Below are 14,739 nucleotides of genomic sequence, written 5' to 3' on the forward strand. Positions count from 1 at the left end.
CCGCCCCTCTCACTCGTGATTCGTCCGCCGCGCCCGGCTCATTCCCGGGGAAGCAGCGGTCCGAGCGGTCCGAGGTCCAGGTTCAGGTCCTCGGGCCGCAGGCCGTAGCGCTCCCGCAGCTCCGCCATCCGCTCCTCCAGGAGCATCAGGGTGAGCCCGATCCGCTCCTCCTGCTCCTCGCTCAGCTCGCCGGTGTCGAAGCGGCGCACCGCCTGCCGTTCCATCAGCTGGCGCAGCAGTTCCACCACGGTCAGAACGAGTTTCACCAGGTCTCGCTCGACGGTGTCGGGTTCCAGGTCGAGCCGGTTGCGTTGCGTCTTGTGTACCGTCATCGGGGCCCCTCGATCCCCGGCCGGGCGGCGGGCAGCACCTCGAAGGGCGAGGGGACCGACTCGTTCACCGAACTGATCAGCGCGTTCAGGTCGATGCGCACGAGGTCGACGTCCGCGATCCGCAGCGTGATGTCGCCGGTGATGACGACCCCGCCGGCCAGCAGCCGGTCGAGCAGGTCGACCAGGGCGACCTCACGGCGTTCGATGACGGTCACTGTTCCTCCCCGGAAAACGAATAAGCGGCCCAGGGCCCGGTGAGTTCCACACGTATTCCGGGCACCTCGCCCTTCGTGCGGTCCACCATTTCCACGAATCCCTCGGAATCCGCCCGGCGTACCAGGTAAGCGGCGTTGAGCACGTTCCGGCCCGACGTCCCGGACAGCGCGGCGTTCTGCGGCGGGTGCAGCCGGGAATCCTCGGCATAGCGGGAAAGCCGCTCGTGCAGGGTCTGGGCGAACGTCTCGGCGCTGCGCCACTGCTCCTCGTGCGCGTGCGTGGACTCACGCCGCCGGCGCAGATAGTCCCGCCCGCTGGCGGGTCGGGCGGCGCCCGAGACGGCGGGTTCCGCGACCTCGCTCGACGCGCTCTCCAGGTACACCTTGACGCCCCATTCGACCCGGCCCTCCAGCCGGTCGAGGATGCGCCGGAAGTCGCCCTCACGTTCCTCGATCATCATGCGCACCCCGCTGTCGTCCCGGAAGACGGTCGCGAGCCGGAGCGGCAGCGGGGTGGTGACGGTGGTGAGCGCGTCGATCACGCCCTGGTGGGCGCGGGCGGTGGCGGCCAGCCAGTCGAGGTCCTCCAGGCGGCCCCGCAGGGCCTCCTCGCAGAAGTCGTGCTCCGGGACCGTGCTGACGACCGCCACCAGCCCATGGTGGTGCAGCAGCGCCGGCGGAGCGCCCCCGATGCCCGTCAGCTCGGCCTGCAGGGGCGCGCCGAGCGGGTGGCAGACGGCGTAGACGTACCGCAGTCCGGTCATGGGGCCTCCTTCGGCGCACGGCCGGTTTCCAGCTCCTCGAGGCGTGCCAGCCGCTCCCTGAGCTCGGCGTTCTCGCGGGTGAGTTCGTCCCTGCGGGCGCGGGAGGAGAGAGCGGGGTCGGTCTCCCACCAGTCAATGCCCATTTCCTTGGCCTTGTCGACCGAGGCGACGATGAGCCGGAGCTTGACGGTGAGGAGTTCGATGTCGAGCAGGTTGATCCTGATGTCGCCCGCGATGACGATGCCCTTGTCGAGCACGCGCTCGAGGATGTCGGCGAGGTTCGCACCGCTGCTGTGGCCGTAGGGCTCGGGGAAGCGGCTGGACGACTCCGGGAACCGGCTGGGCGTCGTCATCGACGGCTCCCGCCTCCGGCGTACTCGGGTTCCTCTTCCTCCTCGTACTCCTCTTCATCCTCCGGTGTTTCTTCGCCGCCGGGCTCCTCCTCGTCCTCGTACTCGGCCGCCTCTTCCTCGACCTCCTCCTCGGGCTCCTCGGCCTCGTTCTCGAGTTCCTCGCCCTCCTCTTCCTCGTCTTCCTCCTCAGGCTCCTCGGCCTCCTCCTCAGGCTCCTCGCCCTCCTCGGCCTCCTCGGCCTCCTCGCCTTCCTCCTCCCGCTCCTGGGACTCTTCCTCCTCCTCGGCGACCGCGTCCTCATGGCTGCGGACGACCTCACCGTCGCGGATCTCGCCGCGCCAGCCGTCCTCCGCCTCACCCTTGAGCGTGATGAACCGGGCGAAGTTCTTCAGGTCGAGCCGGGCCCTGCGGCCCTGGGCGCGCCATATGTTGCCGGTCTTCTCGAACAGACCGCTCGGGTAGTACTCCATGACCAGCAGGACACGGGTGAGGTTGTCCCCGAGCGAGTGGAAGGACACGACACCCTTCGTGGTGCCCTTGGCGCCCTCCGACGTCCACTGGATGCGGTAGTCCGGGATCTGCTCGGTGGTGTGGGCCTTCCAGCTGCGGTTGGACCAGAACACCTTCAGCTGCCAGTCGGACTTGGTGTCGTCGGCGCGGTTGGCACTCTTGACGCCCTTGGCGAAGGTGCTGAAGTCCTGGTACTGGGTCCACTGGTCGTACGCCGTGCGCAGCGGCACGCCGACGTCGATGGACTCGATGATGACGGTGGGCTTGTTGCCCCCGCCGCCCTTGCGCTTACCCTTGCCGCCCCCGAGGTTCTTGACGGCGTCCATGACGTTCTCCTTGGCCCGGTCGAAGCCGACCCCGAGCATGGAGCGCAGCGGCCCCTGGCCCTGGGCGAGCCTGCGGCCGCCGTCGAGCGCCAGCTTCGCGAAGCCCGGGCTGTTGCCCTCTGCGATGTCGTTGAGCTTGACCGTGGTCTCTCCGAGCTTGCGGCCGAGGCCGCTCAGCAGCCGCTCAGCCTGCGCGGACAGGTATTCCTGTACCTCTTCCTTGAGGTGGTCTGCGGCCTCGCTGTGGGCGAGATCGGATATGGGGTTGCTCTTGGCGGCACCCGTGGCCTTGCCGGCGGATCCGAGGGTTTCGGTCATCGGTCATCGCCACCCTTCGACTGCCGGGACCGGCCGCCACGGCTCCCGCCGCCGGCCGCGGCCGTCTTCTTCGCGGCCGTCTTGCGGGCCACTGCCGTCTTCTTGGCCGGAGCCTTGGGAGCGGCCTTCTTGGCAGATGCCTTCTTCGGCGGGGTCTTCTCGGCCGCCTTCTTGCGCGGCCGCTCCTCCCGCCGGGCCTGCGAGGTCTCCTCGTCGTCCCCGGTCTCCTTCTCGGCCGCCTTCTTGCGCGGCCGCTCCTCCTGCCGACCTTCCGAAGTGTCCTCGGTGTCCTCGGTGTCCTCGGCGTCGTCCCGCGGCTCCTCGTCCTCCTCGTCGGAGCCGGTCCCGGGCACCGCCCCGGAGAGCCGGTCGCGCACCTCGGTGGTACGGCCGTGCAGCCGCTCGGCGAGCGCGTTCATCTGCCGCTCGGCCATGGCCCCGGAGGCGGCCTTACCGACGCCTCGCAGGTCCTCGCGCAACTGGTCCCCGATCTCCTTGAACTGCGGGTTGTCGCGCAGCTGTTGCTGGAGCAGGTCGCCCAGGGCCCGCGGGGTCAGATTCAGCTTCTTCCCGGCCACGAGAGAGCCGACCGCGAGGGCCATTTTCGCTTTCTTCGTGCGCCCCAGCAGGTATCCGGCCCCTACCGCGAGGCCGAGTGCCGTCCGATTCATGATGTCGTCCCCTCGCCAGTCGTTTCGCCGGAGCGCATGGCTATCTCCAGCCGGTCGAGCAGTTCGTCCTCGAGCCGGTCGAACTCCTCCTCAGTGACCTCGCCCGCCTCCAGCTGCTCTTCGAGGCGGGCGAGTTCGGCCCGTACGGTGGCGGGGTCGTAGTAGATCCGTTCCGCCTCGCGGAGCACCTGTCTGATCGCCCACAGGCTGCCGCGCGCCGGAGCGAACGGCAGCAGCAGCACCTCACCGATCAACCCCACGCTGTTCTCCTTCCGCTCGGGCCCCGCCGCTACTGCGCGCCGGCGTCGGCGCCGGCCGTGCTGCCCGCGGGCTCGGCCGGGCCGGGCTCGACGAAGCTGTACGGCGGCAACGGTCCGTTGACGCGCAGGTCGAGGTGGGCATGGCTCTTGCGGACCTGTTCGACCGTGGCCAGGAAGTTCTCGGCCGAGTCCCGGGCGACCAGGAAGGACGCGTTGAGCAGCCAGCCGGTGGACTCGGGGCCCACGCTCACGGCGGCGGCCGCGGGGGCCAGCAGGCCCTGCACCTCGGTGGCGTCCTCGGTCTCCTTGGCCTTGACGGCGGCCGCGACCATCTCACCCAGGCGGATCTTGTCCTCGTAACTGCCGCCGCCCGAACGCCGGTTGTCCTCGGCGAGGGTGCGCAGTTCGGTGTTCTCGGCCATCACGAGGTGCAGCACGGCCTCTTCGACGTGGCTGGCCTTGACGTTGTACTCGACCTTGCCGTCGAGCTCCCGCAGCCGCTCACCGTAGTGCTCCGCGCGCTCGGTGAGCACCTGGGTGACGGCGTCGTCGCCGTCGGCGACGCTGCCGAAGCGCATGGGCAGCACGCAGCCGCCCGCGCCGGTCTCGGCGAGCACGTTCTGGTGGGCGAGCAGGTCCCTGCGCTTGGGGCGCAGGTCCTCGGGGGCGTCACTGACCACGGCGGCCAGTTCACCGGCCGTGAGGATGCGTACGGGGCGGGACGGCTCGCCGACACCGGCCATGCCCTCCGGGAGCGACGGGTGGGACCGTGCGGTGATCCCGTAGACGTACGTGCTCACTCCTGCTCCTCCTTCCGGCGTGCCGTGCTCTTGCGCGGACGCGGCCGGTCCTCGGTCTGCCCTTCTTCCCGAGCCTGCTTGAAGGCGTCGGACACGGTCTGCGCGGCGCCGGACAGCGCCCCCTTGGACTTGCCGCGGGCTCCGGACTCGGTGATCTCGCCGACCAGGTCGGGCAGGCCCGGGCTCTTGCGCGGCCCCGCCTCAAGGTCGAGGCGGTTGCACGCCTCGGCAAAGCGCAGGTAGGTGTCGACGCTGGCCACGACGACCCGGACGTCGATCTTCAGGATCTCGATGCCGACCAGGGAGACGCGCACGAAGGCATCGATGACGAGCCCCCTGTCGAGCACCAGCTCGAGTACGTCGTAGAGGCCGCTGCTGCCGCCTCCACCGCCGGTCTGCTGTGCCGGTACCACGGTCATGCGACCGTTCCTCCTCGTAAGTGATCTCTTGCGGTGTGTATGTGGGCCCGGGACGCGGGCGGCCGGCCTAGTGGCCGCCGGCCCTGCGGGCGTCGGCCCGTCCGCGCTCGTAACGGCGAACGCGCCGGTAACCGGTGAGCTGCCCCTCCGGGTCCAGTTCGACCTGGTAGCTCGCCATCAGGCTCATCGTGTCCGGCACCCGGGCGAGTTCGAGGACCTCCATCTCGAGCGACCATCCGTCCTCGGACTGCTCGAAGGAGGACACCGACTCCGGTGCGAGACCGGTGAGTTCGGCGAGCTGGGCCCGCGCCTGACGCAGGACCTCCATGGGGCTCGGCCGCCGGTCCGCGTTCCTTCCTGACGTGTGGTGGTTCTCCTGTGAGTCCTGGGGTTCTTGCGAATCCTGTGACTCGGATGTGTTCTTTGTGTTCGACATGGCCACCTCTCCTTGCGGGTGGCCGCTCCTCCCCTGGCCAAACATAGGAAGGGCATGGCTCCTCGGCGTCGCAGGTCACCGAGGTGCTGGGGGCGGCCGCGACCGGCCGTCCCCAGCTGTGCTCAGCCGCGTACGGCCACGCTCAGCCCCGCAGCTCCGCCAGGCGGCGCCGGGCGGGTCCCAGGGCACGGCCCCGGCTCGGCAGGCCGGACCAGGGGTCGGTGCGGGCCTGGTCGACGGCGTCGGCGATGGTCCAGCGGCGGGCGTCGAGGCCGGGTTCGTCCAGCTGCTCCCAGGCGAGGGGCACGGCGACGGGGGCGCCGGGCAGGGCGCGGACCGTATAGGGAGCGACGGCCGTCTGCGCGTAGGCGTTGCGCTGCACGTCGAGGTAGAGGCGGTCGCCGCGCTCGCTCTTGCGGGCGGCGGTGGTGAGCCGGTCCGGGTCCGCTGCCTCGGCGAACTCCGCGACCTCGTGGGCGAAGCGGCGTACCTCGTCGAAGTCGTGGCGTCCGTCGAGCGGGACGACGAGGTGGAGGCCGCGCGAGCCGGTGGTCATCGGCGCGCTGGGCAGGCCCAGCTCGTCCAGCAGCTCGTGGAGCCGCCCGGCGGCCCGCCGGACGGCGGCGAAGTCGTCGCCGGCGGGGTCCAGGTCGAAGACCAGCCGGTCGGGGTGGTCGAGGCCGCCGGCCCGGTCGGTGCGGGAGAGCCAGCGGTGCAGGGTGATGCAGGCCTGGTCGGCGAGGTGGAGGAGGGTGGCGGTGTCGTCGCACACGACGTGGGTCACCGTGCCGCCCTCCTTGGCGACCTCGGCCCGGGTGACCCAGTCCGGGTAGTGCTCCGGGGTGTTCTTCTGCATGAAGCGGGGGCCGTCGAGGCCGTCCGGGTGGCGCTCCAGCATCAGCGGGCGGCCCCGCAGATGCGGCAGCAGGTAGGGCGCGACGGAGTGGTAGTAGTCGGCGAGGTCGCCCTTGGTGTACTCCTTGGCGTCCCCGCCGCCCGGGAAGAGCACCTTCCCGGGCCGCTGGATCTCCACCGTACGGCGGCCCGCCCGTATCGTCCGCACCCTGTCGTCAGGGTCCGAACTCATCGCACGACCGCCTCCTCGACCAGCAGTTTCGCCGCGGCCGCGATGCCCGTGGCGTCGATGCCGGCCGCGTGCAGCTGCTCGTCGGGCGCGGCGGAGCCCGGCATGGTGCGCACCGCGACCCGGACAAGGCGGGGCACGGGCCGGCCGTCGCCGAACGCCTCCGCGACCGCGTCGCCGAGGCCGCCCTCCTCCCGGTGGTCCTCGACGGTCACCAGACAGCCGGTCTCCTCGGCGGCCCGGCGCAGGGTCTCCACGTCGACGGGCTTGACGGAGTACAGGTCGATCACGCGGACCCGGATGCCGTCCTGTTCGAGCCGGTCGGCTGCGGCCAGCGCCTCGTGCACGGTGACCCCGGCCGCGACAATCGTCAGCCGGTCCTCCTCGCCTGCGCGCAGCACCTTGCTGCCGCCCACCGGGAACTCCTCGTCCGGCCCGTAGATCACCGGGCTCTTGCCGCGCGAGGTGCGCAGATAGCGGATGCCCTCGAGGCCGGCCATCTCCGCGACCAGCCGGGCGGTCTGGTTGGCGTCGCACGGGTACAGCACGGTGGAGCCGTACACGGCCCGGAACATGGCCAGGTCCTCCAGGCCCATCTGCGAGGGCCCGTCCTGCCCGATCGCGACCCCCGCGTGCGAACCGACCAGGTTGATCCCGGAACCGCTGATCGAGGCCATCCGCACGAAGTCGTGGGCGCGGGTGAAGAAGGCCGCGAACGTCGAGGCGTACGGTACCCAGCCGCGTGCCGCCATGCCGACGGCCGCGGCGACGAGCTGCTGTTCGGCGATGTAGCACTCGAAGAAGCGCTCGGGGTGCTCCTTGGCGAACACTTCGGTGCGAGTGGAGTCACCGACCTCGCCGTCCAGCGCGACGACGTCGCCGCGGGCGGTGCCGAGCGCGGCGAGCGCCTTGCCGAAGGCGTCCCGGGTGGCGACCTCGTCGCCCTGCTCGTAGCGCGGGAGTTGCAGGACCTCGGTGGTGACGGAGCGGAGCACCCCGGCGGCGGGCGGCTCTCCGACCTGGACGCGCAGGCCGCGCGGGCCGCCGAGTTCGGCGATGGCCTCGTCGGCCTCCGGCAGCGGCTTGCCGTGCAGGCCCTCGCGGTCCTCGACCGCGGCGACGCCCTTGCCCTTGAGGGTGCGGGCGAGGATCACCGTGGGCTGCCCGGTCGTCGAGATCGCCTCGCCGTACGCACGGTCGATCTTGTCGACGTCGTGCCCGTCGATCTCGATCGTGTGCCAGCCGAAGGCCTGGAAGCGGCGGGCGTAGGCGTCCAGGTCGTGGCCGTGCCGGGTGGGTCCGCGCTGGCCGAGCCGGTTGACGTCCACGATCGCGATGAGATTGTCCAGGTGCTCGTACGAGGCGTGCTCGGCGGCTTCCCACACCGAGCCCTCGGCGAGCTCGCTGTCCCCGCACAGCACCCACACGCGGTAGTCGAGGCGGTCCAGCCGCTTCCCGGCGAGGGCGATGCCGACGCCGACGGGCAGGCCCTGGCCGAGCGAGCCGGTGGCCGTCTCCACCCACGGCAGCCTGCGCGGGGTCGGGTGCCCCTCGAGGCGGCTGCCGAGCTTGCGGAAGGTGAGCAGCTCACCGTCGTCGATGGCACCGACCGCCTTGTAGGCGGCGTACAGCAGGGGCGAGGCGTGCCCCTTGGACAGCACGAAGCGGTCGTTGCCGGGGTGTTCGGGACGCTCGAAGTCGTAACGGAGGTGGTTCGCGAACAGCACGGCCAGCAGATCGGCGGCGGACATCGAGGAGGTCGGATGCCCGGACCCCGCCGCGGCGGCGGCCCGCACGCTGTCCACGCGCAACTGCTGGCCGAGTGCGACGAGTTCGTCGGTGTTCATGTGTCTCCTTCTGCTGCATCGGGGGAGTTCGGGCGTTCCGTGGGGTCCGGGGGGGGCGGTGCGTTTGACGGGACCGGGGGCGGGGTGGTCGGAGGGTTGCTGGGCCGTGGGCCGGGTCTCGGCGGGCTCGCTCACCCGGCCCGGGCCGCCGGGCACGCGTGCCAGCTCCGGTGATGCCGTGTCCAGCGGGACCGACCAGGACCGCACGAGGCCCAACTGGACGCCCTGGCGCGGGAGTACGGCGTTCAGGAGCCAGTCGGCGGCGACGCGGACGCGGTTGCCGGGCAGCGCGGCCAGGTGGTAGCCGCGGGTGACCGCGCCGGCCGGCAGGCCGGACAGCGGGATGCCGAGCGGGTTGGCGGCGGCCCGGACGCCGCCGAGGTCGACGGCGAAGCCCAGGTCGCGGTGGCGGTAGGCGCGCCGGCGCCGGCCGAGGCCGAGCGAGGCGGCCACGTTCTCGCCGGCCACCCTGCCCTGCCGCCAGGCGTGCTGGGCCGTCATCGGCGTGAACCTGCCCGGGCGCTCCAGATCCGGTACGGCCGCCGCGTCGCCGCAGGCGAACACCTCGGCGCGGCCGGGCACCTGCAGGTACGGATCGACGATCAGCCGTCCCCGTTCCAGCGGCTGCCCGACGGCCTCCACCAGCGGATCGGGCCGGACCCCGACGCACCACACCAGGGTCCGGCACTCCACGAACTCGCCGTCGCTGAGCAGCACACCGTCGTGGGTGGCCTCCTTCACGGAGGTCCCCATCCGGACGTCGACGCCCCGCGCCCGCAGCACCCGGTCGGCGGTGCGGGAGAGCCGCTCGTCCATCTCCGGCAGCACCCGCGGCGCGATGTCCAGCAGCATCCAGCGCGGCCGTGCCGCGCCGGGCAGAATCCGGCGCGCGAGGCTGTCGGTGAGCAGCTGCATCTGCGCGGCCACCTCGGTGCCGGTGTAGCCCGCGCCGACCACGACGAAGGTGCAGCGCGCGGCACGGCTCTTCGGGTCGTTCGTCGCGGCGGCCAGCTCCACCTGCCGGGTGACGTGGTCGCGCAGGTACAGCGCCTCGGGCAGGCCCCGGAATCCGTGCGCGTGCTCGGCGACACCGGGGATCGGCAGCAGCTTGTTGACGCTGCCGACGGCCAGCACCAGCCGGTCGTAGCCGACGGTTCCGGTTCCGCCCTCGGGGTCCTTGTAGTGAACCGTGCGCCCGTCCAGGTCGACGCGGTCGGCCTCCCCGAGCAACAGGCGTACGCGGCGCAGGGTGTCGGGCAGGGACACGGTGACCCTGCGGGCCTCCAGGATCCCGGCGGCCACCTGGGGCAGCAGGGGCAGATACAGGAAGTAGTCGGTCGGGTTGAGCAGCGTGATGTGGGCACGGCCCCGGGTCACGCGGGCAAGGGTGCGGGCAGCCCGGTACCCGGCGAAACCGGCGCCGACGATCACGACACGTGGTGGACTCACGGTGCGCCTCCGGCGGTGTGGCTCCCCTCAGGTGTTCCGCGTAACCGGGCCCGGGCCACCCAAACGCCGCCCAGCTCACCCGGATGCCCACTCGGCGCGGCGTTTCGCCCCGAGCGGCCACGGTTACCCGGCCCGGGACCGTCTCACCCCGACCAGCCCCGACCCCGACCGCCCGGTCGCGCGGAGGTGTCCCCCATGCCCGAGTACGGCTACTTCCTGTCCTGCGAGGAGCACGGCCCGGCCGAGCTGGTCGAACAGGCCCGCATGGCCGAACAGGCCGGCTTCCAGGCGCTGTGGATCTCCGACCACTATCACCCGTGGAACGACGCGCAGGGCCAGAGCCCGTTCGTCTGGTCGGTGATCGGCGCGCTGTCGGAGGCGGTGTCGCTGCCCATCGAGACGGCCGTGACGTGCCCGACCGTACGCATCCATCCGGCGGTGCTGGCGCAGGCCGCGGCGACCAGCGCGGTGCTGACCGGGGGCCGCTTCCGGCTCGGCGTCGGCACCGGCGAGGCGCTGAACGAGCACATCCTCGGCGACCGCTGGCCGCCGCTGCACGTCCGCCTGGAGATGCTGGAGGAGGCCGTCCAGGTGATGCGGCGGCTGTTCACCGGCGAGGAGGTCACCCACCACGGCACGCACTACACCGTGGAGAACGCCCGCCTGTACACCGTCCCCGACGAGCCCGTCCCGATCGACATCTCCGGCTTCGGCCCGAAGGCCACGTCGCTCGCCGCCCGCGTGGGCGACGGCTACATCACGATGATGCCGGAGGAGGAGATGGTCACCCGGTTCCGCAAGGGCGGCGGCGGAGCCAAGCCGGTGAGCGGGGGGACGAAGGTCTGCTACGGAGCCGATCGCGACGAGTGCGTGCGCACCGTGCGCAGGCTGTGGTTCAACGAGCTGCTGCCCGGCGAGATGGGCCAGGTGCTGCCCTCACCGCGGCACTTCGAGCAGTTGGCGGACCTGGTCACCGAGGACATGGTCCGGGAGAAGTCGGTGTGCGGCGACGACGCCGACGAGCACGTGGCCGCGCTGCGGGCCTTCGCGGACGCGGGTTTCGACCGGGTGTACGTCAACCAGATCGGCGCCGACCAGCGTGGGTTCTTCGACTTCTACCGGACGAAGGTGCTGCCGCGGCTGAACGGCTGAGACCGGGGCGAGGCCGAGAGGCGCGGGGTCGCTCCGCGCCCCTCGGTCGGCTGGTGGGCCGAGACGCGATCTCAGGCCCGGTGGTGCGGACCCTCCGGGTCGATGTCCGGGCGGGACGGGGTTCCGGACGGCATCGGCGGGTACGGCATGCCGAGTCCGCCGGGCGGGGCGACCGGTGGGGTGGCGCCGACGGCAGGGCCGGGCGTCGCGCCGTGCGGGTGCTTCGGGTGGGCGGCACCGCGCAGCAGGTAGGCGAGCGCGCCCAGGATCGCGGCGGTGATCAGCGCGGCCGCCCAGCCGGGCAGGCCCGCCGCGAGGCCCAGGCCCAGGGCGAGCGCGAGCGCGCCGCCCGCGTACAGGGCGACGGCGCCCGCGGCGGCGTAGAGCATGGCCGTGCGGCGCCGCTTACGGCTCTGCTCGCGCAGTTCCTCGCGTACCGTCTCGCGTGCCACCTGTGCCAGTTCTTCGACGAGGTGCTTGTCCAGATGTTCCAGGTGATCAAAACGGTCCATGAACTGCGGGTACCCGCTGGGCACGGTGAGTAACAGGGGCGGCCCGGGCCGTGGCCTGTGCGCGCCCGGCCGACCCAACTAGGCTCGTCCTCATGGAGATTCTGGGCGCCTCACTGCGCATCTGCGTCGACGACCTCGAAGACGCGATCCCCTTCTACGAACGTCTCGCGGGCGGCAGAGCGCTCCGGTTCGAACGCGGTGGCGTCCAGGTCGCCGCGATCGGCTGCTTCCTGCTGATGAGCGGCCCCGAGGCCGAACTGGAGCTGCTGCGCAAGGTCGCGGCCACGATCGCCGTGAAGGACGTGGACGAGGCACACCGGCTGCTCACCGAGCTGGGCGCCCGGATCATCGCGGGACCGGTGCCGACGCCGGTGGGCCGCAACCTGCTCGCGATGCACCCGGACGGTTCGGTCTTCGAGTACGTCGACCACGGGGGCTGATCCGGGCCGCGCTTCAGGGCGTGTCCGGCCGCATCCGGAAGTCGTGGCGGGCGGGCAGCGGCTCCTCGGTGAGCCGGGCCCACAGTCGGCCGATCGCGTCGTCGCCCTCCCGCAGGTCCGCCACCTCGAAGTCGGTGTCGAAGACGGCCCGGGCCTCGGCGCGGCGTCCCTCGGCGAGCAGCAGTTCGGCCTCCAGCAGCCGGAACCGGCCGCGTCGGCGGACGGCGGGCAGCAGCCGCTCCCACACGGCGCGGGCGTCCGCGGTGCGCCGGACCCGCAGCAGCGCCTCCAGCGTCTCGCGACCGAGGGCGGCGAGGGCGGCCGTCCAGGTCTCGCCGTCGTCGCGCCGTTCGCGGCACAGGTCCTCGAAGGCCTCCGCGTACCGGTCGGCGGCTCGCTCGTGGTGGCCCGACTCCTGGTCGGCGACGGCCAGGCAGCGCAGCAGCGGCCACAGCGACGGGGCGAGCGGGACGGCCCGCTCCCAGCTGCGGACCGCCTGGGCCCGGTCGCCGGCGTGCCACTGGGCGACGCCCAGGTGGTACTCGGTGTGGGGGTCTGCGGGCGCGGTCTCCAGCATGTCCCGCCAGTGCGGGGCGACGAGCGTCTCGTGGGGCGGGCGGACCCGGCGCGGCTCGGGCAGGGTGCCGGTGCGCAGCAGCTCGAGCCAGGGCGCCTGCGCCTCGCCGAGGGTGGACTCGGGAAACGGCGTGCCGGGCAGTTTCCAGTCCGCGCGCAGCACTTCGAGCGCGCCCCAGCCGGAGCCGGTGGCGAGGCTTTCGCCGGGTTCGGTGTCGGCATACGGCTTCCAGGCCGCGTACGCCTCCTCGACGCGATCGCGTGGCAGCACCGCCGCCAGCCGCTCCTCGGCCCCCCGGACGACCGCCGTCCACTCCCCCTCGCGGGGGGTGTCGAGCGGGCCGTACGCCTCCAGCCAGGACACCTCGCTCTCCGGCTCCAGCCGGACGTGCTCCAGCTGGGTGCGGGCGAGTCCCGCCTGGATCTCGCAGTAGCCGCCGGTGCCGGGTTCGGTCAGCCACTCCTGCCAGCGCCGGCCGCCGGACCCGCTGCCCCACACGAAGAGCTTGCGGCCGCGCAGCACGTCGGTGGAGGTCTGCACCAGCCCGTGCCCGGCCGCGTCCAGGGCGGCGATCCAGCGGCGGCGCCCTTCCGGCACCTCGTAGAAGTAGTCGGCGGCATAGGGGCTGTTGAGGGGATGGGTGCGGTCGATGCCGTCGTACGACGGGACGGGCACTCGGCGCAAACGGCGTTCGTAGCCGAACTGCCAGGCCTCCTCGGCGGGGGCGAGGACCCTCACCTTTTCGGGCACGGCGATGTTCGACCACCAGTACGTGGGCACCGGACGCTCGTGCGGATTGCGGATGCGGACGCCGACGTGGAGGAAGTCGGAGCCCTCCGGGAGCCACAGGTCGACCTGGAAGGGCAGGTCGCGCAGCCGCTCCCACTCCCACAGGCGCAGCATCTCGCCGCCGTCCGGGGCGGGGACGCGGGCCGCGTGCAGGGGTGCGCAGGAGAGAGTGGTGTGGCCGGTGGCGCCGATGTTCCACTCGATGCCGCCGGAGTACCAGGCGCCGTTGAGGGCGAAGTCGGCGGGCTGGAAGACCGGGTTGCGGTAGAGGAGTTCGCGTCCCGTGGGCAGGTGGACGAGGGAGGCGATCCGGCCGCCGAGGCCGGGCAGGACAGTGGCGCGCAGCCGGTCGTTCTCGATCACCAGCGCGTCGAGGGTCCGGGGTTCACGGGTTCTGCCGTAGCCGTCGCGGACACGCACCGGCAGCAGGCTGTGCAGCGGCTCGTAACCGAGCTGCCGGGCCATGTCCCGCGGCATGTCGTCCCGGTCCCGGTCGTCGACGCGGTGGACCTCGTCGAGGGGGCGGAGCGGGGGCAGGGGGTTGTCGGGGCCCAACCGCGCGGCGGGCAGGGTCAGTACGTCACGTCGGATCCTCGTCACGACGACCATGGAACCCGGCGTGCGATGAGCCGGCCAGGGGAGCTGCCGGTCAGGATTGCGCAAAGGCGTCCACGACCACGTCCCCGGCGAGCTTGTGGCAGCCGGGTACGGTGCCGGGGGCGGGCGGGCGCAGGCCGAGGTGGGAGGGAGCGTCGATCACCACGAGAGTCCGCATGCGGACCGTCCTCACCGAGCGGACGATCCGCCGGAAGCCCTCATCTCCACGGTCAGAGCCCAGCGTTCGTGATCCCGCCAGGCCCCGTCGATGTAGATCATGTCCGGCGAGAAGCCCTCCAGACGGAAGCCGGCGCCGCGCGCCATCGCGACGGAAGCCGCGTTGTCGGGCTGCGCGTTGATCTCCAGCCGGTGCAGACCCAGCGGCCCGAACGCGTACCCGATCACCAGGTCGAGGCCCTCGCGCATCAGCCCCCGGCCGGCCGCGTGCGCGAAGGCGCCGTAGCCGAGGGCGCCGCACTGAAAGCCGCCCCGGACGATGTTGTTGATGTTGATGAACCCGGCGATGTCCCCGGTGTCCTTCTCGCACACCAAGAAGCCGGCCTTGGCCGGGTCCTCGATGAGCGATCCGGCGTAGGCGGCGTAGCCCTCGTCGGTGTCCGGCGGGAACAGCCACGGCCGGTGCAGGTCCTTGCTCTCCCTGGCCCGGGCGGTGAACTCGGGGCCGTCCTGGAGAGTGAAGGAGCGGATGGCCACGCGCGGGCCCTCGGCGAGGTGGCGGGATGCGGTGTTCGGCATCCGGCCAGCCTACGTGTCACGGTCGCGGCGCTTCGTGCGACAAGCCCCGCACGACACCCCGACGGGGCCGGTGCCGGGCAGGGCGCGGCCGGTGGCGGGGAAGCGGGTGGACCCACTCGGCGCAGCGCGGCC

The 14,739-nt window shown here is 72.2% G+C and carries 17 protein-coding genes and 2 pseudogenes; 2 read left to right on the forward strand and 17 right to left on the reverse strand.

The features are described 5' to 3' along the window. Positions 1–38 precede the first annotated feature (38 nt). The 13 genes and pseudogenes from ACFZDC_RS09720 to ACFZDC_RS09780 all read right to left on the reverse strand — a co-directional run. The gene (locus ACFZDC_RS09720) at positions 39–332 is read right to left on the reverse strand and encodes a gas vesicle protein GvpK (RefSeq protein ID WP_391321928.1); all 294 of its coding nucleotides are present in this window, start codon (positions 330–332) and stop codon (positions 39–41) included. After that, entirely contained in the window at positions 329–547 is a 219-nt protein-coding gene (locus ACFZDC_RS09725; protein ID WP_391321930.1) for a gas vesicle protein GvpJ, read from the reverse strand. The genes ACFZDC_RS09720 and ACFZDC_RS09725 overlap by 4 nt, the downstream gene beginning before the upstream one ends. After that, positions 544–1,311, reverse strand: coding sequence for a GvpL/GvpF family gas vesicle protein (locus ACFZDC_RS09730; protein ID WP_391321932.1), 768 nt, complete (start codon positions 1,309–1,311; stop codon positions 544–546). Before ACFZDC_RS09730 ends, ACFZDC_RS09725 begins: the two co-directional genes overlap by 4 nt. After that, positions 1,308–1,664, reverse strand: a complete 357-nt coding sequence (locus ACFZDC_RS09735) for a gas vesicle protein GvpJ (protein ID WP_391321934.1) — start codon at positions 1,662–1,664, stop codon at positions 1,308–1,310. Before ACFZDC_RS09735 ends, ACFZDC_RS09730 begins: the two co-directional genes overlap by 4 nt. Next, positions 1,661–2,818: an SRPBCC family protein gene (locus ACFZDC_RS09740; protein WP_391321936.1), complete on the reverse strand. Its 1,158-nt coding sequence runs from the start codon at positions 2,816–2,818 to the stop codon at positions 1,661–1,663. The genes ACFZDC_RS09735 and ACFZDC_RS09740 overlap by 4 nt, the downstream gene beginning before the upstream one ends. Next, positions 2,815–3,489, reverse strand: coding sequence for a DNA primase (locus ACFZDC_RS09745; protein WP_391321938.1), 675 nt, complete (start codon positions 3,487–3,489; stop codon positions 2,815–2,817). Before ACFZDC_RS09745 ends, ACFZDC_RS09740 begins: the two co-directional genes overlap by 4 nt. After that, positions 3,486–3,749 carry a gas vesicle protein GvpG gene (locus ACFZDC_RS09750; protein ID WP_391321939.1) on the reverse strand — a complete coding sequence of 88 codons (264 nt, stop codon included), beginning with the start codon at positions 3,747–3,749 and terminating at the stop codon, positions 3,486–3,488. The genes ACFZDC_RS09745 and ACFZDC_RS09750 overlap by 4 nt, the downstream gene beginning before the upstream one ends. Positions 3,750–3,778: 29 nt before the next feature. Then, positions 3,779–4,549, reverse strand: a complete 771-nt coding sequence (locus tag ACFZDC_RS09755) for a GvpL/GvpF family gas vesicle protein (RefSeq protein WP_391321941.1) — start codon at positions 4,547–4,549, stop codon at positions 3,779–3,781. Continuing rightward, a complete protein-coding gene (locus ACFZDC_RS09760) occupies positions 4,546–4,968 on the reverse strand; it encodes a gas vesicle protein GvpJ (protein WP_391321943.1) in 423 nt (140 codons plus the stop codon). Before ACFZDC_RS09760 ends, ACFZDC_RS09755 begins: the two co-directional genes overlap by 4 nt. A 67-nt stretch (positions 4,969–5,035) precedes the next feature. Further along, positions 5,036–5,404, reverse strand: coding sequence for a gas vesicle protein GvpO (locus ACFZDC_RS09765; RefSeq protein WP_391321944.1), 369 nt, complete (start codon positions 5,402–5,404; stop codon positions 5,036–5,038). Between the two features lie 142 nt (positions 5,405–5,546). After that, a complete protein-coding gene (gene ligD / locus ACFZDC_RS09770; protein ID WP_391321946.1) occupies positions 5,547–6,491 on the reverse strand; it encodes a non-homologous end-joining DNA ligase in 945 nt (314 codons plus the stop codon). Further along, positions 6,488–8,335, reverse strand: a complete 1,848-nt coding sequence (locus tag ACFZDC_RS09775) for a transketolase (protein WP_391322197.1) — start codon at positions 8,333–8,335, stop codon at positions 6,488–6,490. The genes ligD and ACFZDC_RS09775 overlap by 4 nt, the downstream gene beginning before the upstream one ends. Positions 8,336–8,866: 531 nt before the next feature. Further along, positions 8,867–9,784, reverse strand: a pseudogene (locus tag ACFZDC_RS09780) (NAD(P)/FAD-dependent oxidoreductase); the annotation flags it as partial. A 195-nt stretch (positions 9,785–9,979) separates the two neighbouring features. Here ACFZDC_RS09780 and ACFZDC_RS09785 point away from each other — a divergent pair. Continuing rightward, positions 9,980–10,936, forward strand: coding sequence for a TIGR03557 family F420-dependent LLM class oxidoreductase (locus ACFZDC_RS09785; RefSeq protein ID WP_391321948.1), 957 nt, complete (start codon positions 9,980–9,982; stop codon positions 10,934–10,936). A gap of 71 nt (positions 10,937–11,007) precedes the next feature. On the opposite strand, the gene ACFZDC_RS09790 is transcribed toward ACFZDC_RS09785, so the two are convergent. Beyond that, positions 11,008–11,448 (reverse strand): phage holin family protein, encoded by a 441-nt coding sequence (locus ACFZDC_RS09790; RefSeq protein ID WP_391321950.1) that lies wholly within the window; start codon positions 11,446–11,448, stop codon positions 11,008–11,010. A 92-nt stretch (positions 11,449–11,540) separates the two neighbouring features. Here ACFZDC_RS09790 and ACFZDC_RS09795 point away from each other — a divergent pair, with 92 nt between their 5' ends. Beyond that, a complete protein-coding gene (locus tag ACFZDC_RS09795; protein WP_391321952.1) occupies positions 11,541–11,888 on the forward strand; it encodes a VOC family protein in 348 nt (115 codons plus the stop codon). A 13-nt stretch (positions 11,889–11,901) separates the two neighbouring features. On the opposite strand, the gene ACFZDC_RS09800 is transcribed toward ACFZDC_RS09795, so the two are convergent. The 3 genes and pseudogenes from ACFZDC_RS09800 to ACFZDC_RS09810 form a co-directional block, all read right to left on the reverse strand. Then, complete coding sequence (locus ACFZDC_RS09800; protein WP_391321954.1) at positions 11,902–13,863, reverse strand: DUF5107 domain-containing protein; 1,962 nt, start codon at positions 13,861–13,863, stop codon at positions 11,902–11,904. 73 nt (positions 13,864–13,936) lie between these two features. Then, positions 13,937–14,029 (reverse strand): annotated as a pseudogene (locus tag ACFZDC_RS09805) (arginase family protein); the annotation flags it as partial. A gap of 11 nt (positions 14,030–14,040) precedes the next feature. Next, entirely contained in the window at positions 14,041–14,607 is a 567-nt protein-coding gene (locus tag ACFZDC_RS09810; protein WP_391321955.1) for a GNAT family N-acetyltransferase, read from the reverse strand. Positions 14,608–14,739 lie beyond the last annotated feature (132 nt).

This window comes from Streptomyces sp. NPDC007905 (assembly GCF_042959345.1).
GTDB lineage: Bacteria > Actinomycetota > Actinomycetes > Streptomycetales > Streptomycetaceae > Streptomyces.